General features: G+C 74.3%; 24 protein-coding genes, 1 tRNA gene and 1 pseudogene. 14 read left to right on the top strand and 12 right to left on the bottom strand.

All coding sequences use genetic code 11. The annotated features are described in order from the left end of the window. Positions 1–108 precede the first annotated feature (108 nt). On the bottom strand, positions 109–369 hold the full coding sequence (locus tag Acit_RS13970) for a helix-turn-helix domain-containing protein (protein WP_376746045.1): 261 nt from the start codon (positions 367–369) through the stop codon (positions 109–111). Positions 370–568: 199 nt separating this feature from the next. Between Acit_RS13970 and Acit_RS10055 the strand changes: the two genes are divergently transcribed. Together Acit_RS10055 and Acit_RS10050 are read left to right on the top strand one after the other, a co-directional pair. After that, positions 569–1,405, top strand: coding sequence for an alpha/beta hydrolase (locus Acit_RS10055; protein WP_248108677.1), 837 nt, complete (start codon positions 569–571; stop codon positions 1,403–1,405). Between the two features lie 49 nt (positions 1,406–1,454). Continuing rightward, positions 1,455–3,425 (top strand): EAL domain-containing protein, encoded by a 1,971-nt coding sequence (locus tag Acit_RS10050; RefSeq protein ID WP_248108675.1) that lies wholly within the window; start codon positions 1,455–1,457, stop codon positions 3,423–3,425. Here the strand turns inward: Acit_RS10050 and Acit_RS10045 are convergent. The 3 genes from Acit_RS10045 to Acit_RS10035 are packed head-to-tail and all read right to left on the bottom strand — an operon-like array spanning position 3,418 to position 7,238. Beyond that, positions 3,418–4,200, bottom strand: coding sequence for an ABC transporter permease (locus Acit_RS10045; RefSeq protein ID WP_248108673.1), 783 nt, complete (start codon positions 4,198–4,200; stop codon positions 3,418–3,420). The genes Acit_RS10050 and Acit_RS10045 overlap by 8 nt on opposite strands. Then, positions 4,197–5,240: an ATP-binding cassette domain-containing protein gene (locus tag Acit_RS10040; RefSeq protein ID WP_248108672.1), complete on the bottom strand. Its 1,044-nt coding sequence runs from the start codon at positions 5,238–5,240 to the stop codon at positions 4,197–4,199. Before Acit_RS10040 ends, Acit_RS10045 begins: the two co-directional genes overlap by 4 nt. 6 nt (positions 5,241–5,246) lie before the next feature. Next, positions 5,247–7,238 carry an MFS transporter gene (locus Acit_RS10035; protein WP_248108669.1) on the bottom strand — a complete coding sequence of 664 codons (1,992 nt, stop codon included), beginning with the start codon at positions 7,236–7,238 and terminating at the stop codon, positions 5,247–5,249. Positions 7,239–7,277: 39 nt separating this feature from the next. On the opposite strand from Acit_RS10035, the gene Acit_RS10030 reads away from it, so the two are divergent. From Acit_RS10030 to Acit_RS10020, 3 genes are all read left to right on the top strand, one after another. Beyond that, a complete protein-coding gene (locus Acit_RS10030) occupies positions 7,278–8,009 on the top strand; it encodes a CHAP domain-containing protein (RefSeq protein ID WP_248108661.1) in 732 nt (243 codons plus the stop codon). Positions 8,010–8,095: 86 nt separating this feature from the next. Continuing rightward, a complete protein-coding gene (locus Acit_RS10025; RefSeq protein WP_248108659.1) occupies positions 8,096–8,602 on the top strand; it encodes an SRPBCC family protein in 507 nt (168 codons plus the stop codon). Between the two features lie 7 nt (positions 8,603–8,609). After that, positions 8,610–9,557: a B12-binding domain-containing protein gene (locus Acit_RS10020; protein ID WP_248108657.1), complete on the top strand. Its 948-nt coding sequence runs from the start codon at positions 8,610–8,612 to the stop codon at positions 9,555–9,557. A 40-nt stretch (positions 9,558–9,597) separates the two neighbouring features. Here the strand turns inward: Acit_RS10020 and Acit_RS13175 are convergent. From Acit_RS13175 to Acit_RS10000, 4 genes and pseudogenes are all read right to left on the bottom strand, one after another. After that, positions 9,598–10,416: pseudogene (locus Acit_RS13175) on the bottom strand (acyl-CoA desaturase); the annotation flags it as partial. Continuing rightward, on the bottom strand, positions 10,413–11,636 hold the full coding sequence (locus Acit_RS13170) for an SAM-dependent methyltransferase (RefSeq protein WP_282436743.1): 1,224 nt from the start codon (positions 11,634–11,636) through the stop codon (positions 10,413–10,415). The pseudogene Acit_RS13175 and the gene Acit_RS13170, both read right to left, overlap by 4 nt. A gap of 44 nt (positions 11,637–11,680) precedes the next feature. Continuing rightward, on the bottom strand, positions 11,681–12,517 hold the full coding sequence (locus Acit_RS10005) for a DUF1365 domain-containing protein (protein WP_248108655.1): 837 nt from the start codon (positions 12,515–12,517) through the stop codon (positions 11,681–11,683). Between the two features lie 16 nt (positions 12,518–12,533). Then, entirely contained in the window at positions 12,534–13,823 is a 1,290-nt protein-coding gene (locus Acit_RS10000) for an NAD(P)/FAD-dependent oxidoreductase (RefSeq protein ID WP_248108653.1), read from the bottom strand. Between the two features lie 121 nt (positions 13,824–13,944). Here Acit_RS10000 and Acit_RS09995 point away from each other — a divergent pair, with 121 nt between their 5' ends. Together Acit_RS09995 and Acit_RS09990 are read left to right on the top strand one after the other, a co-directional pair. Beyond that, positions 13,945–15,027, top strand: a complete 1,083-nt coding sequence (locus Acit_RS09995) for an SDR family NAD(P)-dependent oxidoreductase (RefSeq protein ID WP_248108651.1) — start codon at positions 13,945–13,947, stop codon at positions 15,025–15,027. Positions 15,028–15,078: 51 nt separating this feature from the next. Further along, the gene (locus Acit_RS09990; protein ID WP_248108649.1) at positions 15,079–15,747 is read left to right on the top strand and encodes a hypothetical protein; all 669 of its coding nucleotides are present in this window, start codon (positions 15,079–15,081) and stop codon (positions 15,745–15,747) included. 54 nt (positions 15,748–15,801) lie between these two features. Here Acit_RS09990 and Acit_RS09985 read toward each other — a convergent pair whose 3' ends face one another. After that, the gene (locus Acit_RS09985) at positions 15,802–17,844 is read right to left on the bottom strand and encodes a DUF459 domain-containing protein (protein WP_248108647.1); all 2,043 of its coding nucleotides are present in this window, start codon (positions 17,842–17,844) and stop codon (positions 15,802–15,804) included. Between the two features lie 104 nt (positions 17,845–17,948). Here Acit_RS09985 and Acit_RS09980 point away from each other — a divergent pair, with 104 nt between their 5' ends. The 4 genes from Acit_RS09980 (at position 17,949) to Acit_RS09970 (ending at position 23,376) form a co-directional block, all read left to right on the top strand. Next, a complete protein-coding gene (locus Acit_RS09980) occupies positions 17,949–18,641 on the top strand; it encodes a prepilin-type N-terminal cleavage/methylation domain-containing protein (RefSeq protein ID WP_248108645.1) in 693 nt (230 codons plus the stop codon). Next, on the top strand, positions 18,638–19,837 hold the full coding sequence (locus Acit_RS13165; protein WP_282436742.1) for a PulJ/GspJ family protein: 1,200 nt from the start codon (positions 18,638–18,640) through the stop codon (positions 19,835–19,837). The genes Acit_RS09980 and Acit_RS13165 overlap by 4 nt, the downstream gene beginning before the upstream one ends. Then, complete coding sequence (locus Acit_RS13160; protein ID WP_282436741.1) at positions 19,834–21,303, top strand: hypothetical protein; 1,470 nt, start codon at positions 19,834–19,836, stop codon at positions 21,301–21,303. The genes Acit_RS13165 and Acit_RS13160 overlap by 4 nt, the downstream gene beginning before the upstream one ends. 408 nt (positions 21,304–21,711) lie before the next feature. Next, a complete protein-coding gene (locus tag Acit_RS09970; RefSeq protein ID WP_248108691.1) occupies positions 21,712–23,376 on the top strand; it encodes a hypothetical protein in 1,665 nt (554 codons plus the stop codon). 13 nt (positions 23,377–23,389) lie between these two features. On the opposite strand, the gene Acit_RS09965 is transcribed toward Acit_RS09970, so the two are convergent. Together Acit_RS09965 and Acit_RS09960 are read right to left on the bottom strand one after the other, a co-directional pair. Further along, positions 23,390–23,950 (bottom strand): hypothetical protein, encoded by a 561-nt coding sequence (locus tag Acit_RS09965; RefSeq protein ID WP_248108643.1) that lies wholly within the window; start codon positions 23,948–23,950, stop codon positions 23,390–23,392. Positions 23,951–23,972: 22 nt separating this feature from the next. After that, the gene (locus Acit_RS09960) at positions 23,973–24,533 is read right to left on the bottom strand and encodes a hypothetical protein (protein WP_248108642.1); all 561 of its coding nucleotides are present in this window, start codon (positions 24,531–24,533) and stop codon (positions 23,973–23,975) included. A 66-nt stretch (positions 24,534–24,599) separates the two neighbouring features. Between Acit_RS09960 and Acit_RS09955 the strand changes: the two genes are divergently transcribed. Continuing rightward, positions 24,600–25,337 (top strand): inositol monophosphatase family protein, encoded by a 738-nt coding sequence (locus Acit_RS09955; RefSeq protein WP_248108640.1) that lies wholly within the window; start codon positions 24,600–24,602, stop codon positions 25,335–25,337. A gap of 397 nt (positions 25,338–25,734) precedes the next feature. On the opposite strand, the gene Acit_RS09950 is transcribed toward Acit_RS09955, so the two are convergent. Further along, positions 25,735–26,382, bottom strand: coding sequence for an SDR family NAD(P)-dependent oxidoreductase (locus Acit_RS09950; protein ID WP_248108638.1), 648 nt, complete (start codon positions 26,380–26,382; stop codon positions 25,735–25,737). Positions 26,383–26,469: 87 nt separating this feature from the next. Between Acit_RS09950 and Acit_RS09945 the strand changes: the two genes are divergently transcribed. Beyond that, positions 26,470–26,542, top strand: a tRNA-Val gene (locus tag Acit_RS09945). A 124-nt stretch (positions 26,543–26,666) separates the two neighbouring features. Further along, positions 26,667–26,876, top strand: coding sequence for a helix-turn-helix transcriptional regulator (locus Acit_RS09940; RefSeq protein WP_248108637.1), 210 nt, complete (start codon positions 26,667–26,669; stop codon positions 26,874–26,876). Positions 26,877–26,881 lie beyond the last annotated feature (5 nt).

Below are 26,881 nucleotides of genomic sequence, written 5' to 3'. Positions count from 1 at the left end.
GCCACAGCCCCAGGTCCAGCCCGCGGTCTCCTCAGTAGATCGCCTGGTAGATCGTCTCGCGGCTCACGCCTTGGCGTCGAGCGATCGTCATCGGCGGCTCTCGGTGCTCTACCAAGCGCCGGGTGACACGCCGGGCCAGCGCAGGATCTGCTCTGAGCCGCGGGTCTTGGGCCGACGAGCACAACGTTCCGCTCGAAGCTGCGCGCAGGCCGCCGCGGAGCGGGTCCGTCCGCCGTTGCGGTCCACTTCCCGAGCGATCGTCGACACCGGCCGTTCGATGTGCCGAGCGATTTGGCGCAGCGACTCGCCCCGCACCAACCCGACCCGGATCTCCTCACGCTCGCCCAGCTCGAGGCGTCGACCTGGCATGCTGGTACCTCCATCGGTGGTTGCTTCCAAGAGCACCGACCATCATGGCCGGCGTGTCGCAACCACCGGTGGAAGCAGCGGTTGGAGGTTCGAGCCCTCCCCCGCCAGCGAAGGCACGCCCCGGAGAGCTCGTGGGGAGGGCATGGGGGAACGAGCAGGGCAGACGCCAGAGGGCGGCGGGCCGGGGGTCATTCGGGGCGTGGGAAGGGCCGGCCTCGGAAGGCACTGGCGTCGAAGGGGCAGCCGGTGGCACCTGGCCTATGGCCCGAGCCGAAGCCAGGTCGGTGACCTCTGGCTCCCGGACGAGCCGGGCGTCCAACGGGCGGCCGGGGAGCGGCGTCCGCCGGCGGTGGTGGTGCTGTTCCACGGCGGCTACTGGCGCATGCCCTACGGTCGGCGGCTCATGGTTCCCCTGGCCCGGGGCCTGGTCCGTCACGGCCTGGCCGTCTGGAACGTGGAGTACCGGCGGGTCGGGCTGGGTGGCGGGGGCGGGGGCTGGCCGGCGACGGTCGACGACGCCGCCCGGGCGGTCGACGCCCTGGCGGCACGGGCCGAGGTGGACGGGGAGCGGGTCGTGCTGGTCGGCCACTCGGCCGGCGGTCAGCTGGCCCTCTGGGTCGCTGGCCGGCACCGGCTGCCATCCGGGGCGGCGGGTGCGAGGAGCGCCGGGCAGGTCCCGGCGGTCGGGATCCGGGGGGTGGTGGCGCTCGCCCCGGTGACCGACCTCCGGGGCACGGCGTCGGGACCGGTCCGGTCCTTTCTCGGGCCCGACCCGACCGGCTCCCGGGCGGAGGCCGCATCGCCTCGCGGCCTGCTTCCCCTCGGGGTGCCCCAGATGGTGGTGCACGGGGCGGTCGACGAGGTGGTGCCGGTCGCCGCCAGCCGGGCGTACGTCGCTGCGGCCCGGGAGGCGGGGGACGATGCCCGCTTGGTCGAGGTGCCCGGGGTGGGCCATCGGGGGGTGATCCTGCCCCGGGGGCCGGCCTGGGAGGCGCTGGTGGGCGCGGCCTGCTCCTGGTGCGCTGCGCGCCGTTGAGCCGCTGGTGCTCGGGTCCGAGCGGGCTGGTGCCGATGGCTCCTCGGTGGTGGCAGACGCGGCGCAGCAGGGCGCCTGGCAGGGCTGGGCGGACGAGCTCTCGGGCCTGGACCGGGCGGTGGTCCTGGAACGGCCCGGGGCGGGGCGCCACGGTGGCCCCTTCCCGAAGATCCGCTCCTGGTTCGCCCTGGGAGCCCCGGCCGAGCTGCTGAGCCCGCTCTCGCTCCTTCGGGTCCTCGTACCCCTGGTGGCTCTGGGCGTGCCTTTGGTGGCCGTCGGGAGCCGAGTGCCGAGCGTGACCCAGGATGTGGCGTGGGCCGGCCTGGGGTGCCTGGCGGTTCTCTGGGGCGCCTTGGCGGCGGTGCGGCGACTGGAGCGGTCGGCCACGACCTGGTCGAGCCGGGCGCTGCTGGTGGTCCTGGGCGGAGCGATGTGGCGCGGCCGGCCCGACGACGTGGTCGGGCTGCTCGTCCTGGCCGTTCCGCTGCTGGTCTTCGACGGCATGTTCCTGGGTGCGGCCGAGACGAGCGGCCAGGCCGGGGTGCTGGTGGCCTGGGCGCTCGGGGTGGCGGGGATCGGTCACCCGAGCGGGCTGGCGGTGGTGGCCGTCGGTGCCCTCGGGCCGGTGGTGGGGGGGCTGGTCGGGGGTCTGCTGGCCCGGACCCTGGCTCGAGTGGGCACGGTGGACGCCGAGACCGGGCTGGCCAACGCCGTGGGCGTGGCCCGGACGGTCCAGCGCTGGGGGCTGCGGGAGCAACGGGCGGTGACCCTGGTGGTGCTGGCGGTCCAGGGCCTCGCCGAGGCCCAGGAGGCCCTCGGGCACCGGGTGGCCGGGGAGGTGCTCCGGCGGGTCGTGGAGCAGCTCGGCACGGTCGTGCCCCCGGGAGCCCTCGTCGGGCGGGTGGCGAGCGAGGAGCTGGTCGTCGCCCTCCCCGACGATCGGCTGGCCCTGGACCCGGCGGCGGCCGGGCAACTGGCCACGGCCCTCGTGCAGGTCGTCGGCGCCGGCCGGTACCTCGCCGGGGACCTGCCCGTGACGGTGCGGGCCGCCGCCGGGGTGACCCAGGCGCCGGCCGAAGGGCAGGCGGTGAGCGAGCTGCTGCGCCGAGCCGCCCAGCGGGCCCGGTCGGCGGAGCGGACCGGCCGGCTGGTCCTCACCAGCGACCTGCGGGACCGGGAGGACCCGACGGGCCGCGCCGTCCATCCTCTTCGGCCCGAGGACTTGGCCCTCCTCGCCGATCTTCGAGCGGGTCTGGCTCGCGGCGAGCTCTGGCTCGCCCTGCAGCCGCAGGTCGCGGCCAGGACGGCGAAGCTGGTCGGGCTGGAGGCGCTGGTGCGCTGGCGGAGCCCGGTCCACGGGCAGGTCCCCCCAGGCCGGTTCGTTCCCCTGGCCGAGCGCACCGGCTTGGTGGACGAGCTGACCCTCTGGGTGCTCGGCGCTGCCCTGGACGCCGCCGTCCGGTTGCGCTCGGCCGGCGTGCGGGTGCCGGTCTCGGTGAACGTCTCGGCCCGTTCGCTCGGCATCCCCGGGCTCGCCGACCAGATCCTCTCGGCCCTTGCCGCCCGGGGCCTACCCCCGGAGGCGCTGACCGTCGAGATCACCGAGACGGCCGCCTTCGACGTGGAGCGGGCCGCGGCCGTCCTCGGTCCGGTCCACGAGGCGGGGGTGGCTGTCTCGATCGACGACTTCGGGGCCGGCTTCACCTCCCTGGCAGCCCTCCCGCGCCTGCCGGTGGACGAGCTGAAGGTCGACCTGGCCTTCGTCCAGCGGATGCGCCGTTCGCTCGCCGATCGGGCGGTGGTGGTGGCCGTCCAGACCCTGGCGGCCCACCTGGGTCTGCGGTCGGTGGCCGAGGGCGTCGAGGACGACGAGCTCGCCGAGGAGCTGGCCCGCCTGGGCTACGACGTCCTCCAGGGCTACGGCCCGGGGCGCCCGATGCCCGAGGCCGACCTGCTGGCGTTCGTGCGCGCCCGGGACCTGCTCGATCAGCCGGTGGCGGCTGAGGTCGAGGTCAGCTGAGGACCCGGCGGCGGAACCCCCACAAGCCGATCGCCCAGAGCAGGGCTCCGAACCCGACCACCGCCAGGTAGACCCAGAGGAGGGCCATGTGGGGGACCCCCGCGGTCAAGGCGGCCCGGAAGCCCTCGCTCATGTAGACGAGCGGGTTCACCAGCACCAGGTACTGGAGCCAGGCGATGGGGTGGAGAGCCTGCCAGGGGTAGTAGATGGCCCCGAGGAAGGTGAGGGGCAGGACGATGATGGCGAAGATCAGCGCCACCTGCTGGGGCGGGATGAGGGTGCCGATGGCCAGGCCGAGGGCCCCTGCGCAGAGGGCGGCCAGGGGGGCCAAGGTGACGAGGACCGGCCAGTCGACCGAGAGGTGCACGGGGGTGGCGGGCACGAAGGCCGCCACGGGGAAGACCACCGCGGCGGCCACGAGGCCCTGGAGGGCGGCGGCCACGACCTTCTCCGCGGCCACCGCCCAGATGGGCAGGGGCGCGAGGACCCGGTCCTCGATCTCCTTCGTGTAGCCGAACTCCTGGACGAGGTTGAGGGCCACCCCCTGGATGCCCTGGAAGATGATGGAGAGGGCGACGACCCCGGCGATCAGGACGGTGGAGAACGAGGTCGTGGAGCCGCTCCCACCGATGGCCTGGCCGATCTTCGGGAAGACGTAGGTGAAGACGAAGACCAGCAGCAACGGTTGCATGACCACCCGGATCACGAACACCGGGAAGGTCGAGCGCAGGACCCGGAGGTCCCGGGCCAGCAGGGCGAGGAAGGTGCGGGTCACTCTCGGAGGTCCCTCCCGGTCAGGCGGATGAAGACGGACTCCAGGGTCGGCTCCTCGACGGTCACGTTCGTCACCGTTCCCGCTCGGCTCGCTTCGGCCACCACCGTCGGGAGGACCGAGCCGGCGTCCCGGACGAAGCAGCGTACGGTGCCGTCGAGGGCCACGACCTCGGCGTCCCCCGAGGCGAGGACCCCTTTGACCAGGGAAGCCGCCTGCTGGGCGTCACCGGCCAGCGCCAGGCGGATCTCGCTGCGATCCCCGAGGGTCCGCTTCAAGGCGGCTGGCGTGTCCTGGGCCAGGATGCGGCCGTGGTCGATGATGGCCAGCCGCTCGCAGAGCTGGTCGGCCTCTTCCATGTAGTGGGTCGTCAGCAGCACCGTCTGCCCGCGAGCGTGGAGGTCCCGGACGAGGTCCCAGAGGGCCAGGCGGCTCTGGGGATCCAGACCGGCGGTGGGCTCGTCGAGGAAGAGGACCTCGGGCTCGTGGAGCACCGCCCGGGCCACCATGAGACGCTGGGCCATGCCCCCCGAGAGGGACAGGACCGGCGCATTGGCCCGGTCGGCCAGGCGGAACCGCTCGAGGAGCTCCTCCGCTCGCCTGGCCGCTTCCCGACGGCCGAGGCCGAAGTAGCGGCCGTGGTAGTAGAGGTTGTCGGAGACGCTCAGGCTGCGGTCCAGGGTGTTGGTCTGGGAGACCACCCCGATGTGTCGTTTGACCCGGGCCGGGCTCCGGACGACGTCGACCCCGGCGACGAGGGCTCGGCCGCTGGTCGGGAGGACCCGGGTGGTCAGGATGCCGATGGTGGTCGACTTGCCGGCCCCGTTCGGGCCGAGCAGGCCGAAGATCTCGCCGCGGCGGACCTGCAGGTCGAGGTGGTCGACGGCCACCAGGCCGTCGCTGCTTGGCCCGTCCGGCCGTCCGGCCCCGGGGGGGCGTCCGGCGCGACGAGGACCAGGGGTCCGGAAGACCTTCGTGAGCTGCTCGGCCCGGACCACCTCCTCGGCTGGGGTCACTGCGGGTCCCCCTGGAGCCAGGGCCATCGACCCTCAGCGGGGGCGGCCCGGTTTGGTGGGCTTCCCCGCAGGGCCCGACCCGAGGGCTCCGCCGAGGTCGCTCGCCGGGTGCTGCCCGTTGCCGAGCACGGGCGAGCTGCCCGCCAGGCCAGGGGAGGATGACCCCGTTCCCGCCCGGAGGGGGCTCGGCGCTCCTTCGCCGGGGGAAAGGGGCGAGGCGGCGCCGGCCAGGACGGAATCGGCCCGGCCGGCTGCCCCGACGGGTTCGGGGATCGCCTCGTCCTGCTCGCTGCCCCCGATCCAGGTGGCCTCGTCGTGGACGAAGTGCTCTCCCCGCATCCAGGAGGCAGCGCCGGCGATGACGAGCATCACGATGGCGAAGACGAAGACCACCTCGAGGCCGTGGTGGAACGGCCCGGCGATGAGGCTGGGGAAGAAGTGCTTCCCGGTCAGCACGGCCGCGTCACCCTTCGGCAGAGCGCCGAGGACCTTCGGCCCGAGCAAGGTGGCCATCGGGTTGTAGCCGAGGAACCCGGCGAAGAGGTAGCCCATGGGAGGCAGGTGGGCCAGCCCCGCGGCCGTCGGCGCAGCGACCCCGTGGCGGACCAGGCCGTGCGCGATGGCCTTCGGCATCCGGGAGGCCAACCCGGTGATCATGAGGGAGAAGAAGATCCCCATGGACAGAGGCAAACCGGTGTTCATGAAGGTGGCCCGCATGCCCGAGGCCGCCCCCCGCTCGCGGGCCGGGACGGCGTTCATGATGGCCGCCATGTTCGGGGCGGCGAAGAGCCCCATGCCCGCCCCGTTGCCGAAGGCCAGGAGGGCGAAGAGCGGGTAGGAGAAGTTCACCGGCAGGAGCAGGAAGAGCCCGAAGTCCAAGGCGACGAGCAGCATGCCGCCGGTGGCGAACCACCGGGCCCCGTAGCGGTCCGAGAGCTTGCCCGAGATCGGGCCGCAGACCAGGAAGCCGAAGGTGAAGGGCAGCATGTAGATACCGGCCCACAGGGGCGTGTTCTGGTAGGCGTAGCCGTGGAGGGGCAGCCAGATGCCCTGGAGCCAGATGACGAGGATGAACATGAAGCCGCCCCGGCCGATGGCGGCGAGCAGGCTGGCGATGTTCCCGGCAGCGAAGGCCCGGATGCGGAACAGGGACATCCGGAACATGGGCTCGGCCACGTGGTGCTCGATGACGACGAAGGCCACGAGGAGGGCCACCCCGCCGGCCAGGAGCCCGAGCACCAGGGGGCTGGTCCAGCCCATGGTGTCGTGGCCGTAGGGCCGGATGCCGTAGGTGATGGCCACCAGGATGGCGGTGAGGCCTCCGGCGAAGGTCAGGTTGCCGAACCAGTCGATGCGAGCCGGGGTCCGGATGCCTCGCTCCTCGAGCTTCCAGTAGGCCCAGACGGTGGCGAAGACCCCGATGGGGACGTTGATGAGGAAGACCAGGCGCCAGTCGATCGAGGCGAGGATGCCGCCGAGCACCAGGCCGATGAACGAGCCGATGATGCCGGCGATGTTGTTCACCCCCATGGCCATGCCCCGCTGGTCGGCCGGGAAGGCGTCGGTGAGGATGGCCCCGGAGTTGGCGAACAAGAAGGCGCCGCCCACCGCCTGGAACAGGCGGATGATGATGATGGCGAGCGCCCCGGTCGAGCCGGTCCAGGGCTCGAAGGCGATGAAGGCCGAGGCCGCGGTGAAGATGGCGAAGCCCAGGTTGTAGGTCCGGACTCGACCGAAGATGTCGCCGATCCGGCCGATGGTCACCACGAGGACGGCGGTGACCAGGAGGTAGCCCATGAGCATCCAGAGCAGGTAGGAGAAGTTGGCCGGGTCCAGGGGGTTCATGTGGAGGGACCGGAAGATCGCTGGCAGGGCGATGAGGAGGGCCGAGCCGTCGATCATGGCCATGAGGACGCCGACGGTGGTGTTCGAGAGGACCAGCCACTTGTACCGGTCGGAACCCCCGCCGCCGGGGGCCCCGCGGGGCGCAGTGATGGCCGAGGAGACGCTGCGGTCGTCGGGCATGGCCCCAGTCTATCGTTGTCGGACAGGACTGTTGACTCGATGAACTATCCGATCGATGGTCGTTCGCGGCAGGACCGGGATCGTCGCCTGCGAGCTCGGCGTCGCCGGGGCCGCCTCGGCGTCCTGGTCGCCCTCGGGGGGTCGGTCGCGGGCCTGGCGTTCGCCGGCGTGGGCCCCTTCGCCGGCGGGCCGACGACCCTTCGCCAACGGATCGTGGCCCTGGCCGAGTCCCAGGTCGGCTACCGGACCGACCCGCCCGACAGCTACTGCAACCGCTACAGCGCGTCCTGGGGGGCGGGGAGCACCGACTGCCCGGGCGGCCTGCGGGCCGAGGAGTGGTGCGCCGACTTCGCCGCCTGGGTGTGGTGGCGGGCCGGCGCCGAGGTGGCCTACGGCGACGGCCCCGGTGAGCTGAACGGCGCAGCCGCCAGCTTCGTGGCCTGGGGCGAAGCGCATGGGACCTGGCACCCCCTCGGGACCGGCTACCGGCCCGAACCGGGCGACGTGGCGGTCTACGGCTACGACCCGGCGACCGGGACGGCGGTCCACGTGGCGATCGTGGTGGCCGACCCCGACGGGCCACGGTTCCCGGACGTCGTGAACGGCGACGGGGACAGCACCGGATTTAGCGTGGTGGAGCGGGGGAGCCGGCAGTTCTGGGCCGACACCACGGCCGGCACCGTGATAGGGCCCCTCTCGGGGTACGTGGCCCCAACCCCACGCCCCGCCCAGCCGCGCCGGACAACGACCGGGCAATCCTCGGCAGCGTGACGAAAGGCCAGGGCCGCTGCTGCCTTCAGCCTCGAGACCCCGAGGGCTGGCAGCGGTCGTGCGAGTGGCCTTGGTAGCCTGCGGGCATGTCTGCTCCGGTCATCAGCCGCACCCGGGTGGTGGCGGCCCCGCCGGAAGCGGTCTTCGCGGTGCTGGCCGACCCGCGTCGTCATCCGCTGATCGACGGGTCCGGCTCAGTCCGTGGGGTGACCCGCGGACCGGAGCGCCTTTCCCTGGGGGCACGGTTCGGGATGGAGATGCGGATCGGGGTGCCCTACCGCATCACGAACACGGTGGTCGAGTTCGAGGAGCCTCGGCGGATCGCCTGGCGGCACTTCGGGGGCCACGTCTGGCGCTACGAGCTGGAGCCGGTCCCCGAGGGCACGAAGGTGACCGAGACCTTCGACGGTCGGCCGTCGAAGGCGCCCTGGCTGCTGCGGCTGATGGGGGTCGAGCGGACCCACCCGACGGCTATCGAGGCCACCTTGGACCGCCTCGCTGCGCTCGTCGAGGGGGGACTCGTCGAGGACAGCCAGGCTGGCGAGGCTGCCGATCAGCGGCCCGATGCCGCCGGGTCGGACCGATCGACCTGAGCGCGACGTGACCGGCACGGACGGTCGGGGCCCGCGTGCTCGGTGCCGGGGCGGGGCCACGCTGACCCTCCAGGAGGCCGCCGATCGCCTGGGCGTCCACTACATGACCGCCTACCGCTACCTCCGGACCGGTCGGCTCAACGCCAGCTGGCGGGACGGGCGCTGGTGGGTCCCAGCGGGCGAGCTCGAAGCCCTGGCCGAGGAGCTTGCTCGTCGTCCCGCGCCAGGGCGGCGACCCGGGTCGCTCCGGGGCCGGACGGACCAGCCCAGCTCGGGCCGACCGGTGGACCCGAGCGTGGCCGAGCGGCTGGCGGGGCGGCTGGTGGCCGGGGACGAGGCGGGTGCCTGGGTGGTCCTCGAGGCCCTGGTCCTGGCCGGCCACGACGTGGTGGACGTCGTGACCGACGTGCTCGGGCCGGCGATGCGGGCGATCGGGGAGCGCTGGGCGACCGGGGAGGTCTCGATCGCCGAGGAGCATCTGGCCTCGCAGGTGGTCGAGCGTCTGGTCGTCCGCCTCGGGACCCGCAGCCGCCGGCCGGGCCGGCGGTCGCCGGTCGTGGCGTTGGCGGCACCGCCCGGCGAGCTGCACCGGCTCCCGCTCAGCATGGCCGTCCACGTCCTGCGGGCTGCGGGGTTCTCGGTCCTGGACCTGGGCTGCGACCTGCCCGCCGCCGACCTGGTGGCAACCGTCCAGGACCCGCCGCGTCCGCTGGCGGGCGTCGTGGTGGGCGCCACGCTGCCGGCTCACCGGCCGGCCCTGGCGGAGGTGGTCAGGGCGCTGAAGACGGCGGTTCCAGGGGTACGGGTGCTCGTGGGGGGAGCAGCCGTGCCCTCGGCCGCCGAGGCCGAGGCCCTCGGGGCGGACGGCTGGACCGGTCCGGACGCCCGGTCGCTGGTGCGGGCCGTGGACGCGGTGGTGCGTGGTTCGCGACCTCGGGCCCTGCCCTCGGGCTGAGCTCGGTCGCGGCCAGGGCGAGCGCTCGCGCCAGCACCGTCTGCAGGTCGCGCACGAGGCCCAGGCGGGCCAGGAGGCGGAGGCCGAGCCAGGTCGGGTCGAGCTCCAAGCGGCCCATGCCCTGGCGGGCGCTGCGGGGAAAACGGTGGTGGTTGTTGTGCCACCCCTCCCCGAGGGTCAAGAGGGCCACGACCGCGTTGTTGCGGCTGTCGTCCCGGGTGACGAAGCGCCGGCGGCCGAAGCGATGGGCCACGGAGTTCACGGCGAAGGTCGAGTGGTAGAGGGCGACGGTGGAGACCAGGAAGCCCCAGACGAGGACCTGCCAGCCCGAGGTGTGCAGGCCGGGCCACGCTGCCGCGAGGCCGACCCCGAGCCCGAAGGTGGCGAGGGCGGTAAGGGTCGGCACCAGGTGGTGGAAGCGGTCCAGGACCCGCAGCTCCCGGTACCGGGCCAGATCGGGGACCAGGTCGAGTCGGGTGCCCTGGTTGGCCGGGTCGAACAGCCACAGGAGATGGGCGTGCCAGAACCCTTCCCGAGGGGAGTGCGGGTCACCCGGTCGGTCGGTCGTCCGGTGGTGCTGACGGTGGTGGGCTGCCCACCACAGGGGGCCCCGTTGGGCGGCGGCGGCGCCGAGAACCGCCCCGGCAAACTGGACCGGCCGGGAGCAGCGGAAGGAGCGGTGGCTGAAGTAGCGGTGGTAGAAGGCGGTGATCCCGAACATCCGGGCCAGGTAGGAGACGAGGGCCACCCCGAGAGCGACGGGGGAGACCCCCACGGCGACGACGGCCAGGACCGCCAGGTGGACGAGCAGGAACGGCACCCCAGGCCGCAGGCCGCCGGCCCGGCCCTGCCGGCTCATCGGCCGGCCCGCCCCGGTCGGGGGGCGAGGACGAGCTGGACGTCGCTGATGTGGCGTCGCTCGAAGGCCGCCTCGCAGTAGGCCAGGTAGAGCCGCCACAGACGCAGGAGCCGGGGGTCGAGGCCCGCCTGGCGAAGCCTCGACGCCGCGCCTTCGAGGTTGGCCCGCCAGCGGCGCAGGGTCTCGGCGTAGTGGGGCCCGATGTCCGAGAGGGCCACGGTCTGGAGGCCCGCTCCCGCGGCCAGGGCGACGAGCCGGCTGACCGAGGGGATGCAGCTGCCCGGGAACACCTGGGCCCGGATGAAATCCGGCCGGTGCCGAGCTCGGGGTTCGGCGGCCTCGTCGATGACGATGGCTTGGAGGCTCATGCGGCCCCGGTCACTGAGCAAGCGGCGGCAGGCCTCGAAGAAGGCCTGGTGGTGCCGCCAGTCCACCGCCTCGATCATCTCGACCGAGACGAGGGCGTCGAAGCGGCCCCGCAGGTCCCGCCAGTCGAGGCCGAGCACGGTCACCTGCGCTTCGGCCCTCGCCTCGTGGACCGCCTGGCGCGCTGCCTCCTCCTGAGCGGCCGAGATGGTCGTGGTGGTGACCCGGCAGCCCCGGGTCGAGGCCGCGTGGAGGGCCAGGCCGCCCCATCCGGTGCCGATCTCCAGCAGGTGGTCGTCCGGGCCGAGCTCGAGGGGGGCGAGGATGCGCTCGAACTTCAGCCGCTGGGCCGTGGCCAGGTCGATCCCGGGGGGATCGAACACGGCGCAGGAGTAGGCCATGGTCTCGTCGAGCATCGCCTCGAACAGGGTGTGAGGCAGGTCGTAGTGGGCCCGGACCGCCGCCCGGTCCTCGGTCGGGCTCGGGGCGCCGGGTCGTCGCAGGTGGTCGAGAACCGGAGCCACGGGCCGGAAGAGGGCGTCGAGGCGGGACTGGAGGGGCTCGGCCACTGCGGCCAGGGCGCCGACCACTCCCGCCAGGTCTTCGGCCTCCCACCAGCCGGCCACGTAGGCCAGGCCGAGGCCCCGGGTGCCCGATCGGAGCAGGGCCCCCAAGGCACGGTCGTCGAGCACCGCCATGCAGGGTCCCCGCTGGTGCCGGTGGCCGGGCAGGGGACGACCCGCGTCGTCGACCAGCCGCGGACCCCCGGGGCGGGCCAGCCAGCGAGCCAGGCCGGTCCGTCCCGCCAGGCAGGCCCAGGGGGGCACCGTCGGGGGGTCGAGCGGCAGGGCCATGGCTCTGCCCTCCGGTCGGGTCAGGGCTTGAGTGCCGGGCGGACTCAACGGGGAGCTCCAGGGTGCTGCGGCGGACCGATCGCTCCAGCCTGACGCAACCGACCTGGGAGACGCCAGCGGCGTCGAGGATCCGGGTGGGGATGGAAGGGAGCCCCGCGTCGGGCCAGGTGGAGGGCCTGGCGGTAGATGCCGGCCGAGACCCGGTGGGTCTGGAAGGGGCGACGCCAGAGCAGCCGACCCATCGTGGTCCGGTCGAGGGGCTGGCGCTCGAGCACGAGCCGGGTGCGGAGGGCGTCGCCGCCCGGTTCGCCGGTCCTGGGGTCGTCGAGGAGGAGGTCCCAGGCGAGCCGGAGCCGCTCTCCAGGAGGCTGCCAGGTGACCCGGTACCAGCCGGTCGGGGGGAGGAACGGGGAGACGTGCATGGCTTTCGGCACCATGTGGGTCCCGGGAGGCCCGAGGACGTAGTGGTGACGCTCGTGCCAAGGGGTGTTGGTCACCTCGGCCACCATGCCGATGGGCTCGCCCTCGTCGTCGTGGAGGTACGCGCACGCGATGGGGTTGAACAGCCAGCCCCAGGTCCGGGGGTGGAAGAGCACCTGGATCGGTCCGGGGGCGGCCCGCCCGAGCGGCGCCTCGGCGAGGGACCGGAGGGCTTCGGCCGGGGGCCGGGCCCGGTCACCGGGCAGGTCGGCCCGCTGGAGCCGGACCGGGGCCCAGCCCCGCCCGTGGCGCCAGAGCGGGTGGAGGGCGCTGACCTTGTCGATCTCGTCGAGATCGAGCAGGAGCATGGTGAGGGGGAAGCGGAAGCGATGGCGGGGGCCGAGCCGACCGTGGCCTGTTCGCTCGTGGACCACCGTGCCGTCGTAGAGAGCGCTGCGCATCGCGGGGGGATCCGGATCAGAGCTCCTCGCCGCCGAGCCGGCGGGTCACCGCGAGGGCCGAGCGGACGCCGTCTTCGTGGAAGCCGTCGCCCCAGTACGCGCCGCAGAACCAGACTCCACGGCGGCCGTTCAGCCGGTCCTGCCAGGCCCTGGCGGCAACTTGGGCCCGATCGACGACGGGGTGGGCGTAGTGCAGTCGTCGGAGGACCCGCGCCGGGTCGACGGCGTCCGACCGGTTGAGGGTGACGAGCAGTCGCTCGGCGGTCGGGAGGGACTGGAGGCGGGTGATGTCGTAGGTCAGGGTCGGCGCCTCCGGCGGGTCGGCGAGCCGATGGTAGTTCCAGCTGGCCCAGGCCCGCCGGGCCCGGGGCAGGAGCCGCCGGTCGGTGTGGAGCAGGGCCTCGTTGGGCTGGTAGCGCATCGCTGCGAGGACCTGCCGTTCGTCCTCGGAGGCGTCGGCCAGGAGGGCCAAGGCGTCCTCGCCGTGACAGGCCACGACGACCTGGTCGAAGTGTGCCGGTCCCTTCGGGGTGCTGAGCTCCACCCCGGACGCGGTGCTGCGGACGGCCCGCACGGGACAGCCGAGGTGGAGCCGACCCTGCCGCTCGAGCGGCCCCAAGACGGCGTCGACGTAGCGTCGGGCGCCGCCGGTGACCGTTCGCCACGCTGCCTGGTCCCCGAAGCGCAGCAAGCCGTGGCGAGCGAAGAACGCTGCGAAGGTGCCGGTGGGCATCTCGAGGAAGTGGGCCGGGTCCGCCGACCAGATGGCCGAGCCGATGGGGACGAGGTAGCGCTCGACGAACCCCGGCGACCAGTGGCCAGTGGCCAGGAACTCGGCCAAGGTGGGTCCGAAGGGGTCCCCGGGGCCCCCCGCTTCGGACGCCTCTCGGGCCTCCAGCTGGGCCAGGAGGCGTCGGCCGGCCCGGTTGAAGCGGCCGATGTCGACCAGCATCCGCCAGAACCCTGGCCGGAGCAGGTTGCGGGGCTGGGCGAAGACGGTGGCCGGCGAGGTCCCCCGCCACTCGATGCCCGTCACCTCGTCGCTGACCGAGAAGCTCATGTCCGCCGGCTGGGTCGGGATCTGGAGCCGAGCGAAGAGGCGGGTGAGGTACGGGTAGGCCCGCTCGGTGTAGACGAGGAACCCCGTGTCCACCGGGACCGGGCCCTCGGGCACCTCGACGGTCACCGTGTGGGTGTGCCCGCCGGGTCGCCCCTCGGCTTCGAAGACAGTCACGTCGTGGCGCCGCCGGAGCAGCTCCACACAGGTGACGCCGGCGATGCCCGTGCCGACGACGGCGATCCGCACGACTGCTTCCTCCCCGCTCGTCTGCCCGGCCGGTGCTCCTGGGAGGGGCGGGAACTGGCGCCGAGGCCGGGCGGCGCCAGCCCGCCCCTCATGCGGGAGAATTTAGCACTAAATTCTCGCCATGGTCCAGCGCCGGCAGTACGAGGGTCGAGACCTGGCCGAGCGAGCGGCGGCGCTGGGCCGGAGGACGGCCTGGCTCCTCGTGGACGAGGTCCTGGAGGCCAGCGTGGTGGGGAGCTTCAGCGCGCCGGGGATCCGCTGGCGTCGGCGCCTCGGGGCCGGTACGCCGGCGTTCGGCCGGCTTCCCTCGCAGGTCGGTCGGACCGTCCTCGTGACCGGGGCCACCTCGGGCATCGGCTTGGAGGTCGCCAGGGGCTTGGCCGCCCTTGGTGCCCACGTCCACCTGGTGGGGCGGGACCCCGCCAAGGCGGCTGCCGCAGAGGCGGCGGTCCGGGCCGCCGGCGACCCCGAGGCGGTGGTCCACCTGGCCGACCTGGCCGATCCCGAGGCGGTCCGGGCGCTGGCCGACGAGGTGGCCGCAGGGGCCGGCGTCCTCGACGCGGTGATCCACGCTGCGGGGAACCTGCTGCCGACCCGAACGGTGGGGCCAGGGGGTGCCGAAGCCACGGTGGCCGTACACCTCCTCGCCCCGTTCCTGTTGACCGAGCTGCTTCGCCCGGCCCTGGCCGGGGCGGCCTCTCGGCCGAGCGGTGACCGGGCCCGGGTGGTGCTGGTCACCTCAGGCGGCCTCTACACCCAGGCTTTCGACGTGCGGGGCTTGGACCTCGCTCCCGAGGACTATCGAGGCGCCCTGGCCTATGCCCGGGCCAAAAGGGCCCAGCTGGTCCTCACCTGGGCCCTGGCCTCGGCCCTCGGGCCCCTCGGGGTCACGGCCCACGCCGTCCACCCCGGGTGGGTGGACACCCCGGGCCTCCGCAGCGGCCTGCCGGGCTTCGCCCGGCTCCTTCGGCCCTGGTTGCGGCGACCCGAGGAAGGGGCCGAAGGCATCGTCTGGGTGGCCACGGCCCCCGAACCGGCCCGGTGCAGCGGCCGGCTCTGGCTGGACCACCGGGCGCGGCCGGCCCATCGGCTGCCCTGGACCTGGGTGCCGGCTCGACGATCCAGCCAGGCCCGAGCCCTGCTGGCCTGGTGCGCCGCGCAGCCCGGCTGGTCGCCGGGTCCGGGGTGGACGTCGGCGATCTGAGGGGCCAGGCCGGATTTCCCCGACGGGTCGGCTCGGACCCATACTGAGCCCATGCCGACGCCGGGTCGTCTGATGCCGCACGCCGCCATGGGCGGCTTGACCGCCCTCTCGGTGGCCGCCCTGGTCCTCTCCCTGGTCCAAGCCAGGCCCCTCGGGGAGACCCTGCTGCGCCAGGCGGCCGGCAACACCGCGGGCGCCCCCAGCCTGACCCTGGTCGAGACCGTCGACCAGGTGGTGGCCGGTCAGGCGCACGTGCTGGAACGGGTCGAGGAGACCTACCAGGCCCCGGCCCGGCTCGCCGCCAACCTCGGCGGGGGGCGGGAAGAGGTCGTGGTGGACGGCGTCGCCTACCTGAGCGACAACGGGGGCCGGACCTGGTACCGCAGCGAGCAGCCCGTCGACCTGACCGACGCCGTGGCCCAGCTCGACGCACCCATGGTCCTCCTTGAGCACGCCCGTGACGTGGACTTCAGCCACGGCGAGCACGTCTTCCGCTACCAGACGAGCGTGGCCCAGGTCGTCGAAGACCTCCACCTCTCCCTGCCGGCCCCGGCGACCGGCACGGCGGCGATCACGGCCACGGTGCACGGCGAGTTCCTCAAGACGGTGCACCTGCGCTTCGCCTCGGCCGGCCGGGACTTCCTCCTCAGCCTGGACTACCACCAGGTCAGCCACGCCCCGGCGGTGGTGGCCCCGGTGGCGAGCGGCGTCGTGCCCTGAGCCTGCTCTGGCTCCGCTCCTGCTCGAGCTGAAGCCGGGTTCGAGCGCCGGGGGTCAGCGCCCGGCCGGTGCCGAAAGGTAAACCGCTGCGCCGAGGCGGTACCAGAGGGGGAGCAGGAGAGGGGCGAGCACCGTGCCGGCATCGGGCGGGCCCTGGTAGGTGAAGTGGATGCCGTCGACCTCCCGGATGGGCACGCCGTCGATGCTCGCCTCGTAGCGACCGTCCGGACAGACCAGGGCGTGGAGGTGCTGGACGGTCACCGTCCCGGGGTGCTCGGCAGCGACCTCTTCGACGAGCTGGTTGTAGAGGGCGACCCGGCGAGGGTCGTCGGACGGCCAGGGCGCGCCGTCGGGTTGCTCGCCGGTGTCGAAGCACGGGCTGGTCTCGATGACCATGCGGGCACCCTGGCCGGTGGCCACCTGGACCGCCTGCTGGAGCATGCGGCGCAGGTAGGCCTGGTAGCTGGGGTCCAGGATGCTGGTCCAGCGGCCCGCTGGGGTGGTCCGGTCGAGGGTCTCCCAGCGGCCGGCGAGGAGCACCACCACCTGCGGGTGGACCTGGGCCATGCGCTGGCGCCAGTACGCCGCCCAGGTCTCGCCGCCGGGGCCCGGGGGGACCCGGCAGGTCCCCGGCGCGCCGGTGCCCCCCGGTCCTGGGCCGGCCACCTGGTCGACCTGGCCGTGGAGCCGGATGAGGTTGCCCTCGGCCACCCCGCAGCCAAGCAGGCCGGCGTCGGTGATGGCCACGTCGGCCCGGCCCTGGTAAGGCAGGAGGGTCAGGCCCAAGGTGAGGGCCACGGAGTCCCCGACGAGCAGGACCCGCACCGGCGGGCCACTCGGGGTGGGGGGCCAGCGGGGCAGCGCGCTCGGGATCGGCGCCGCCGAGACGGGCACCGCGGTGACGGCCACCACGAGCACGGCGGTGGCCGTGAGGGCGGCTGGGCCGAGCACCCAGGCTCGGAGGGATCGAAGGAGCCGACCCGCTCGGAGGGGCTGTTCGACGAGGAGGGTCGAGGCGGTGGCCACGAGCAGCGCCACGGCGGTCCGGACCCCGAGGAGGGGCCAGCCGAAGAGGCCGGTGTCGGCGTGGGTGAGCCAGAGGTCGAAGGGGTAGTGCCAGAGGTAGAGGGCGTAGGACACCTGGCCCAGGGCCCGCAGCGGTGACCAGCGCAGGAGGCGGGCCACCAGGCCCGCGGGCGCCAGCGTGGCCGGGACGATCACCGCAGCCGAGGCCAGGGCGGCCAGGCCGATGCCGCCCTGGAAGGTCCAAAGGTCCTGGGCGCTGAGGCGCCACCAGAGCAGAGCGGTCCCGATCGCGCCGAGGAGGGCCAGGCTGCCGAGGAGCCGGCGGGCCCGTGAGCTGGCGACGTGGCCGGCTCGGCCAGCACGGTGGTGCTGGCGCCACAGGGCGACGGCCACGGCGGCCGTGGCGCCGACCAGGAGGCTCTGGGCGTGGGTGTCGGTGCCGAAGTACACCCGAGTGGTGGCTCCGGGCCGGACCAGGAGAGCCATCTCGAGGGCCGAGGCCACGGCCCCGGTGGCCGCGACCCCGAGGAGGGGCCACAGGGTGCGGGAGCGCCGGAGGACGGCGAGGACCACGAGAGGCCAGAGCAGATAGAACTGCTCCTCGACGGCCAGGGACCAGGTCGGGAGCAGGGGGGAAGGCGGGCCGGTCTGCACGAAGTAGTGGGAGCCAGCGGCGATGAAGTGCCAGTTGGCCACGTAGAACAGGGTCGAGAGCTCGTCCAGGCGGAGCTCGGGTGCCAGGGTCGCCCCGGCGAAGAGGCGGGTCCAGATCGCCACCCCCACCAGCAGGAGGACCAGCGCCGGGAGGAGCCGGCGGGCCCGTCTGGCCCAGAACGCCCCCAAGTCCAAGGAGGCCCGGGCGGCCCACTCGGCGACCAGCAGCGAGGTGATGAGGAAGCCGGAGAGGACGAAGAAGGTGTCCACACCGAGGAACCCCCCAGGTAGCGCACCGCTGAGGCCGCCGTGGAACGCCAGGACGGCGAGGACGGCCACCGCCCGCAGGCCGTCGAGGGCCGGCACGCGTTCGAAGGCTGCGCCGGGCCGCTCGCCCGTGTCGCGCCGGGGTGCCACCGGCCCGGCAGGCTAGCCCGCAGGGCTCGGCCGCTCACCCCCGAACCCGTGCAGATGTCCAGCATCTGCTTCAGCTCGCCACCGGACGTGCCGAGAGAAGCCGTGTGGGGCGCAGACTCCTGTCGCTGCGCAACGGGGGCGTCGGTGCGGGCTGCGGCAGAGCCCGCCGGAGGATCGCGCCCGGTGCGCCGGGGCGGGCAGCCGACGGGCGCACCGAGCCCACCGAGGCCGGGTTCTCCCTGGTCGAGGTGGTGGTGGCCGTGGTGGTCCTGCTCGTGGTCCTCGTGCCGGTCGGCAGCCTGCTGGCCACCTCGGACCAGGTGACGAGCACGGGTCGCTTCCGGGCCACGGCCGAGCAGCTGGCGGCGTCGGACCTCTCGGCGGTCGAGCTCGAGGCGGCCGAGCATCCCGGGGTGCTGCCCCCCTTCAGCGGGGTGCCTGGCCTGCCCGTGGCCGTTGCCAGCCCCACCGGCTCTCCGCCGGCCTGGAACACGACGCAGCCAGCGCTCCTGACCACAGAGGGGACGGAGCAGTACCGGCAGTGGGTCGACGGGAGCTGGTGTGACGAGGCGCCGACGACGAGCAGCGGCACGGCCGGCCAGCTGGCCAGCGTGGGGCAGGGGCCGCCGGTCTTCCTGGTCGTCGTGAAGGTGGTCTGGGGGCCGAGCGGCGCTGACCTGGGGGTGACGGCTCCCTCGACGTCGTCGGTGGTGAGCGCCCAGGTGCTCGCCCCTCAACCGGCCTGGCCGCCCACGAGCGGCCAGGCCACCAGCGAGTGCCCGGCGGACCTCGGATGAGCGGCCGGTCACAGCTCGTGACGGACCCGCTGGGCCGGTCCGTCGAAGGCGGCCAGGGAGGCTGGTCGCTGGTCGAGCTGCTGGTGGCGTTGGCGGTCTTCATGGTCGTGCTGGCCATGACCGCCACGATCGTCACGGTGGTCAGCCAGCAGTCCTCGGCCGACCTGACGGCGGCTCGCACCTCTGAGACCTCGACGGTGGCCCTGAGCGGCCTGACGGCGGTGCTCGAGGGGGCGGTCACCCCCGAGGCCGCCTGGGTGGCCGAGGGCAACCCGACCGGCCAGGACCCCCCGGCCGACGCCGGGATCTGCTGGGACGACCCCCAGAACCCTTCGAGGACCCTGCCCTCGTCCGCCGGGGTGCAGCTGCCCGATCCCGGGCCGCAGCCCCCGAGCCCCCTGCTCGGCCCAGACCCGATGGGCACCGTCCCGGCCCCGAGCCCCTACCAGGGCGACCTCGTGGACCCCAACGGCCTGGCAGTGATCTACGCCCACGACACCGCCGTCGAGCTCTGCACCTACCCCCCGAACCAGACCACCCCGGTGGTGGAGGAGCTGTGGCTGGACCCGGCCTCGTGCACGAGCCGGGCGGCCAGTGACGCCACCTACGACCCGAGCGTGGTGGGGGACTGCACCCTCGACGTGGTCCGGTTCGACCCGTATGTGGGACCGACCGCCTCCTCGACGAACGACTACGCCCCGGCCGATCCGCTCGAGGCCCCGAACGCCACGGTGGTGGATCAGGTCACCCACGTCTGGTGCGACCAGGCCTGCCAAGCCGGCACCTCGTGCTGGAGCTACCTCGATCCCTCCACCGGTCAGCCGGTCGACGCCCCACCGGTGTGCCCCGACCTCAGCCCAGCCACCGAGGCTCGCTTCACCCCGCCGCTCTTCACGTATCTCGGGGCCGGGGGCGCCTCGGTCGCGGCGAACGACGCCCAGACCCCGCTCGACCTGTTCTGCGGGCCGATCAGCGGGGCCCCGCCGGCGTGTCAGCCGACGGTGACCCCTACGAGCTCGACCGACGACACCGTCAACCTCGTGGCTGCCGGGATCCAGGCCGTCGAGGTCCGGCTGACCTTTCTCGGCGACGCCGCCTCGGGCAGCCAGCTGACCACCGACGTGGCGGGCCGCCCGGCCGTGGCCCTCCAGCGAACGGTGGCACTTGCGAACCTCGCCCAGGGGGGCGGCTCGTGAAGCCCCGAGGGACGAAGCGGGAGGGCGGCCAGGCCCTGGCGGTGGTGCTCGGCATCGTGGCCATCCTGGTGGCCGTGCCCGTGGCGGTGGTTGCCGGGGCCGTGGGGACCTCGGTCACCGCCAGCACGGCGGTCCTCCGCCAAGACGCCCTCCAGGCTGCCCAGGCCGGCCTCGCTGCCTACCGCTCGGCTCTCGCCGCCGACCCCGGGCTGGCCTTCGACGGCTGCGCCGAGGGACCAGCCGGGTCGAGCGCACCGCCGGCATGCACCCTCGATCCGACCGATCCCGCGGTGGTCTCGTCCCTGGACCCCGCTGCCTGCCCCTCCTCGACGACCACGACCGCTGGTTGGGTCGACCAGACCGGGGGAACCGACGGCCTGGTGAGCGGCTACCGGATGTACGTGGACGACACCGACGTGGTGGACCCGCCGAGCGGCTCGCCGCCCCCGCCGACCGAGCTTTACGTCACGGTGCTCGGGCGGGCCGGCAGCTCGGGCCACTTCACCTGCCAAAGCGTCCGGGCCGCCCTTGCCGTCCTCCAACCCACCGTCACGACGACGGTCAGTGCGGGGACCGCTACGGCGACGACGGCCGGCTCGCCGAGCGTGCCGACGGAGGCGACGGTGGTCCTCGACGGGGCGAGCGGGGCGCCGGGGACTGGGGTCGACCTCTTCTTCTGGTTCTTCTGGCAGCTCCAAGGCGGCGGACCCGCGGGTCGAGGCGCCCAGGTCACCACCACCGTCGTGGTCCCCGCCGGCGACGCCATCGGCACGAGCGCCGGCCAGGCCGGCCGGCCCGGCGCGGGCGGGGCCGGCTGGGCTCCTGGCGGGGACGGCTCCGGCGGGGGCGGGGGCGCCACGGTGGCCTGCGTGACCACCGGCAGCACCAGCTGTCCCCCGAGCCTGCCGCTCTGCCAGGGCGGTTCGTTCAGCACGAACGCGCCTGTAGCCCCGAGCAACGTTCCTTGCGTGTTCGCCGTAGCCGGCGGCGGCGGGGGCGGGGGCCAGTCGGCCTGCTGGTTCCAGGGTCGCGGTGGGGCTGGCGGCACGGGGAGCGGGTCGACGGCGGCGGTCACGAGCGTCTCGGGCGGGGACGGCACCGCTGGCCAGGCCCTCCTCGGGACCGGGGGTGGCGGGGGCAGCGGCGGCACGCCGAGCAGTGGTGGCAGTGGCGGGCCCGGTGCGTTCTGGCTCCTCGGCCAGGCGAGCAGCGGGCAGTCGGCCACCGGCTCAGCCGGCGGCGCCGGGGCCAACGGGCTGGGCTTCCTCGGGCTGCTCCTCTCCGCGGCCGGGGCGGGGCCGGGGTGGCCTGCAGCGGCGGCGGGGGCGGCGGGGCCGGGGCTTCCTGGGTCGATGCGGCCTTCACCAGCCAGACCAGCATCGGCCTGGCCCCTGCCGGCACCACCAGCGGCCTGGCCCTCGTGGCCGGGGGCCCCGAGGGGCAGAAGACGCAGGCCGCCAGCGTGACGAGCACCTGTGGGGCCTCCGAGCTCGTGGGGGGCGAGCCCAGCGGCCTGACCTCGTTCCAGGCCACCGTGGCCGGCGGCGGTGGGGGCAGCGGGGGGGCCGAGGCCACCGGAGGCGGGCTCTTCGCCGCCACGAGCGGGTCGGGGGGCGCCGGGGCAAGCCTGACCCTGGACGCCGCCGTCCAGGGCACCCCGATCCTCGGCTACGTGCTCGGGTGCGGGGGAGCCGGTGGCACGCTTCAAAGCGCCGGGCCCACCGCTGGCGCCGGCACGGGCGGGGGTGCCGAGGGGGGCGGCAACGGCGGAGGCGCCAGCGCCCTCTGCCTGCTGACGAGCACCGGGCAGGCCTGCACCCCGACCCAGCTGCCACCGTGCTCGATAAGCACGCCCGCCCCCTGCGTCCTGGCCGTTGCCGGGGGGGGGCGGTGGTGGGGGCGGGGCCGCCAACGTCGGCCTGCTCGATCTCGGGCTCGTGAGCGGCGGCAGCGGGGGTGCCGGCTTCACCTCGGGGACCGACGGGAACGGGACCCCGGGAGGGAGCTCGTCGTGGAACACCTTCTTCGCCGCTGGCGGTGGGGGCGGCACGACTCCGCCGAACGCGACGGGTGGGGCTGGCGGCGGCAGCGGCTCGACCGCCGGGCAACAAGGGAGTAGCCCCGGGACCGGCAGCACCGGGAGCGGCGGCACGGGCGGTTCGACGGGGGGCGGTGGCGGCGGCGGGGGGGCGGCTGGCGGTGGCGGCGGCCAGGGCGGTGTGCCGACCCTGCAGCTGTTGCTCGCTGCCGGTGGCGCCGGGGGCGGTGGCGGCGGCGGCAGCTCCTGGGCTGCCACCGGCACGATCTCGTGCGGCCCCGGGTGCGCCGTCACCATGGGCACCTCGGCCCTGGCCCCGGGACCGGGCGGCGGGCGGAGCGTCACGGCTGGGTGCCTGCTGCTCTGCGACGACCAGGTCCCGGGCGTGGCCGGCCAGCCCGGTGGCCTGAGCCTGCAGTGGGGCTACACCGCCCCGGGCCCTCCCAGTTCGAACGCTGCCTGTGCCCCGGCGGTGGTGCCCCTGCCGGGAACGGTCGAGGGCACAGAAGTGGTCGACCTGGCTGGGGCGAGCGGTTCAGCCGGGGGCTTGCCGGCGGCCGGCTCGGGGACGAGCGGCGGTCCAGGTGGCCAGGGGGCGGTATTGGACCTCACCGTCCAGGGGAAGGGACTCTCGCTCGTGGCCGTGGTGGGCTGCAACGGGGCCGGGCCGGTCGGGGGGCCCGGGTTCTTCCCTGGGGCCTCGAGCGGGGGCCAGCAGGCGGTGTGCACGGCCAGTGCCAGCGGGTCGGTGAGCTGCACGGTAGACGGCCAAGGCGGCGGGGGCGGCGGGGCGAGCGCCCTCTGCGTCCTCGGCCAGGGGCAGGGACCGAGCTCGTGTACGCCGACGAACCCGGCCTTGGCGTTTTGCCCCTTGAGTCTGAGCGGCCCACCGGCCGAGACCTGCCTCCTGGCGGTGGCCGGCGGCGGGGGCGGCGGCGGGGCCGCCAGCGTGGAGACCACGAACGGCCTGGTGGGAAGCGCCTGCAGCGCCCTCGTCGCCGGCAACGGGGGCCTCCCCTCCGGTGCCACGAGCACCCCGAGCGGCACCCCGGCGGTGGCCGACGGCGGGTCGGCGGCAGGCTCGCTCGGAGCAGGCCAGTCGGGAGCCGGCGGCGGGGGCACCGCCAGCCAGGCGCTCGGCGGCTACCCCGAGGCCTTCGGGTCCTCGGGCTCGCCCTTCGGCTACGCCACCCCCTCGAGCCCGGGGAACGGCAGCTGGGCCCCCGCCACGGGTGATCCTGCGGCCGGTGGTGGGGGCGGCGGGGGCTACAACACCGGGGTGGGCGGCACCGCTACCTCGGCCTGCGGCGGGGGCGGGGGGTCCTCGGCCTTCGTGGCCCCCTCGAGGTCGGGGATCCTGCTGGCCGTGACGAGCGGGGGTACGAACCCCGGCACCGGCTACGTCCAGGTCGGGGGCCTCGGGAGCCGCCTGATCGCCGAGCTGCCCGCCGGCGACGACCCCTCGGTCACCGTCGGCAGCACCTTCTCGGCCACCGGCTGAGCCCGGGCGGCGCTCAGGACGAGGCCGAGGATCCGGGGGACGAGGCGGCCGGGGCCGTGCCCGGTGCCGACCGGCCCGCCGACGACGCCCGAGACGACCGAGCGCTCGAGACGCCGTTGGCCGGCTGGTCGCCCGGGAGGGTGACGGCGCTGGCCGGTGGCGGTGCCCCCTGCTGGGTCCCGAGGTTGCCGAAGGCGTCCTGCCCCCCGGGGGAGGAGGCCACCTGGCACTGCTCCTCGAGGGCGTGGACCAGGTAGCCCTCGGGGATCCGAGGGCTCTCACTGATGGTGGTCATGAGGGCCTGCCACTCGGCGTCCTCTCCCGCGGCCACCGCCGCCTTGCGCTGGGCCGCTTCGAGCTGGAGGGCGGCGGTGCGCTGCAGCGCCTCCTGGGCAGGGCCTGGCGGGAGGCGCAGGGAGGCCTCGTAGGTCCGGATGGACTGGTCGACGTGGCCGCAGGCCGCCCGGACCAGGCCCAGGGCTGCGCTGGAGCCGCAGGCGGCCAGGAGCCCACCGGCCAGGAGCCCGCCGGCCGCTGCGGCGCCGAGGCGCCGGAGCCGCCGCCGGGCGGTCACGGGTGCCCCCGGCTCCCCCAGGTCAGTCGGCGAGCCATGCCGGTGCCTGCTTGAGGAGGTACTGGCTGACCGCCAGGCAGCGGTCGAAGACGTCGCAGAGGAGCTCCTCGCCCATGAGGACCTTGGCCAGCGAAACCGGGTAGCGGGCCACGATCGACAAGCGGCGCTCGGGGGCGTCGGTCGCCGAGGGGAAGGAGTCGATGGCCGAGACCTCGAGGGGCAGCTCGATACCCCCGACCCCGGCCAGGTCCATGGTGAGGCGGAGGAGGTCGGGCCCCTGGGGAAGGGGCGGCAGGCCCCAGGTGAAGGTCAGGGGGAAGTGGAACTCGTCGGGCGGCTCCTGGTCCTCCGGCAGGTCGACCACGGCGTCCTCGAAGGAGAGGAGGGTCCTCGGTTCGACCTCCAGGGCCAGGTGGAGGTCCAGGGGCCCGCCGCAGCCCTCCTCGGGGTGCAGGTCCACCTCCCACATCTGACGGAGCGAGTAGGTCTCGACGAAGTGTCGTTCGTCGTGGACATGGAACCCGTGGTCGACCGAGTGGTCCTTCAGGTCGGCCACGTATCCGGCGACGTCGATGACGGCCACAGTGCGCCCGAGCCTAACGGCTCCCCCGGCCCGCCAGCACTCGGGCGGCCCGCTAGGGTCGCCGAGGTGGGCGACGACGAGCTGCTCGGGCTCTTGGCCCAGGCCGCCGACGCCGTGGCCGAGGCCCTGGGCCGCCTCGAGGACTGGTCGGCACCCGGGAAGCGGCCCGGCCAGTACGGCCTGGACCTGGTGGCTGACGCTGCGGTGCTCGAGGTCCTGGACGCGGCCGGGGTCGGGGTGCTCTCCGAGGAGAGCGGTCGGCACCGCCCGGAGGCCGAGCTGACCGTGGTCGTCGACCCGGTCGACGGGTCCACGAACGCCTCCCGACGCCTGCCCTGGTACGCGACCAGCCTCTGCGCGGTCGACGGGGAAGGGCCCCGAGCCGCCTTGGTGGTGAACCAGGCCACCGGCGAGCGCTACCAGGCCCTCCGGGGAGCGGGCGCCTTCCGGGACGGTCAGCCGATCCAGCCCTCCGGCAGCGACGGGTTGACCGGGGCGATCGTGGCCGTCTCTGGTTGGCCCGCTCAGCCCGTGGGCTGGGGCCAGTTCCGGGCGCTCGGCGCCGCCGCCCTGGAGCTCTGCGCGGTGGCCGACGGACGGCTCGACGCCTTCGTGGCCGACGCCCGGCACCCCCTGGCCCCCTGGGACTACCTCGGTGGCCTCCTCGTCTGCGCCGAGGCCGGGGCAGCCGTGCCGCCCTGGGAGACCACCGTGACCTTGGAGCCCGGGGCCCGGCGGCCAGTGTGCTGCGCAGCGTCGGGTCCATTGCGAGGAGCCCTCGGGCGGGCCCTCGGATTGCCATGAGCCCCCGCCGGAGAGGCGCCCGGGGCGGCGACGCTCGGCCGGTCCCTCGGGGTCGCCGGGGTAGGCGACCTGGCCCGCTCGGGCAGGACCCCGATCGGCTCCGACGCAGCCAGCTCAGCCACTGGCGGGCCGACGGTCAGCCCAAGGTTCGGTTCCCGAGCGAGGCCGAAGCCAACCGGTTCGCCCTCCAGGTCCGTTTGGCTTACGGCCACGACCCGGTGGCCTACCCGTGCGAGCTCTGTGGGGGCTGGCACTTGGGCGGCACCGCCGACGAGGGCTGACGCCCCGGCAGGAGACCGGGGGCCGCCCCGGCAGGGAGCCGGCCGAGGTCAGGATCCGGCTGGCTCCCGCTCGGCGAGGAACGCCTCGAAGTCCTTGGCGACGATGCGCAGGCCGGTCAGGCCCTCGGCGGCCGGATCATGCCGGTCGCCGTCGCTCCGCCGGGGAGGAGCTGGTTGACGGTCACGCCGAAGGGACGAAGGTCCTCGGTCATGATGCGGCTGAGGGCCTCGGCGCCGGCGCGAGCTGGGCCATAGGGGACGAAGCCCCGGCGGACCATGGTCTCGTGGTTCATGGTGACGTTCACCAGCCGTCCTCCGCCCGCTTCGACGAAGCGTCGAGCGAAGGCCCGACCCACGAGGAAGTAGCCGGTCAGGTTGGTGGCCACCACGTCGCCGAACGCCTCGGGGGTCACCGCGAAGAACGGCATCGGCGCCTCGAAGAACCGGGGGTTGACCACCCGCATGCCAAGCCCGGCGTTGTTCACCACGAGATGCACTGGCCCTCGGTCCCAGGCGAGCTCCGCAGCGCGCTCGACGGCCCTGGGGTCACGGACGTCCATCGCCAGGGCCCGGGCCGGCTTCCCGGCCGCTGCCCGTTCGGCCACGGTCGCCTCGAGCCGGGGGGTGGGCCGGGCCGCGAACCAGACGGTGGCCCCGGCCTCGAGAAGGGCGTCGGCCATGGCCAGGCCGAGGCCGCTGGTCGCTCCGGTGACCACCACGGTGGTCCCGGTCAGTCGGATCGATCGAAGGTCGTCCACGCGCACCGAGCCATGGTGGCCCAGCAGAACGGGATGCGCCCGACGCCCCCTCGCGGCTCGCTGGGCGACGAGTAGGGTCGGGGGAGGAGTCTCGGGCGCTTAGCTCAGCTGGGAGAGCAGCTGGCTTACAACCAGCAGGTCGTCGGTTCGAGTCCGGCAGCGCCCACGTCCAGAGCCGGGCGTCGACCCAGCAGCGACCGTGTCGAGCACGGGGGTCCGGAGCGGTTCACCGAGCCTGACGAAGGTCAAGGTCGCTTGACATCACGGATGCGTCAAGATAGCTTGACACCGTGCGGAACCGGGTCCGGGAGGCACGGCTGGCCCGAGGCCTCTCCCAGGCCGACCTGGCCGAGGCCCTCGGCGTTTCCCGGCAAACCGTCATCTCGATCGAGCGTGGCCGCTACCTGCCGTCGTTGCCGCTGGCGTTTCGGATCGCGCGGTTCTTCGGATCGACCGTCGACGCCATGTTCGACATGGATGAGTCGAAGCGATCCTCCTGAGGCTC

It is taken from the genome of Aciditerrimonas ferrireducens (assembly GCF_023130475.1).
Classification (GTDB): domain Bacteria; phylum Actinomycetota; class Acidimicrobiia; order Acidimicrobiales; family UBA8190; genus Aciditerrimonas; species Aciditerrimonas ferrireducens.
This window is presented reverse-complemented; position numbering and strand designations above follow the sequence as displayed.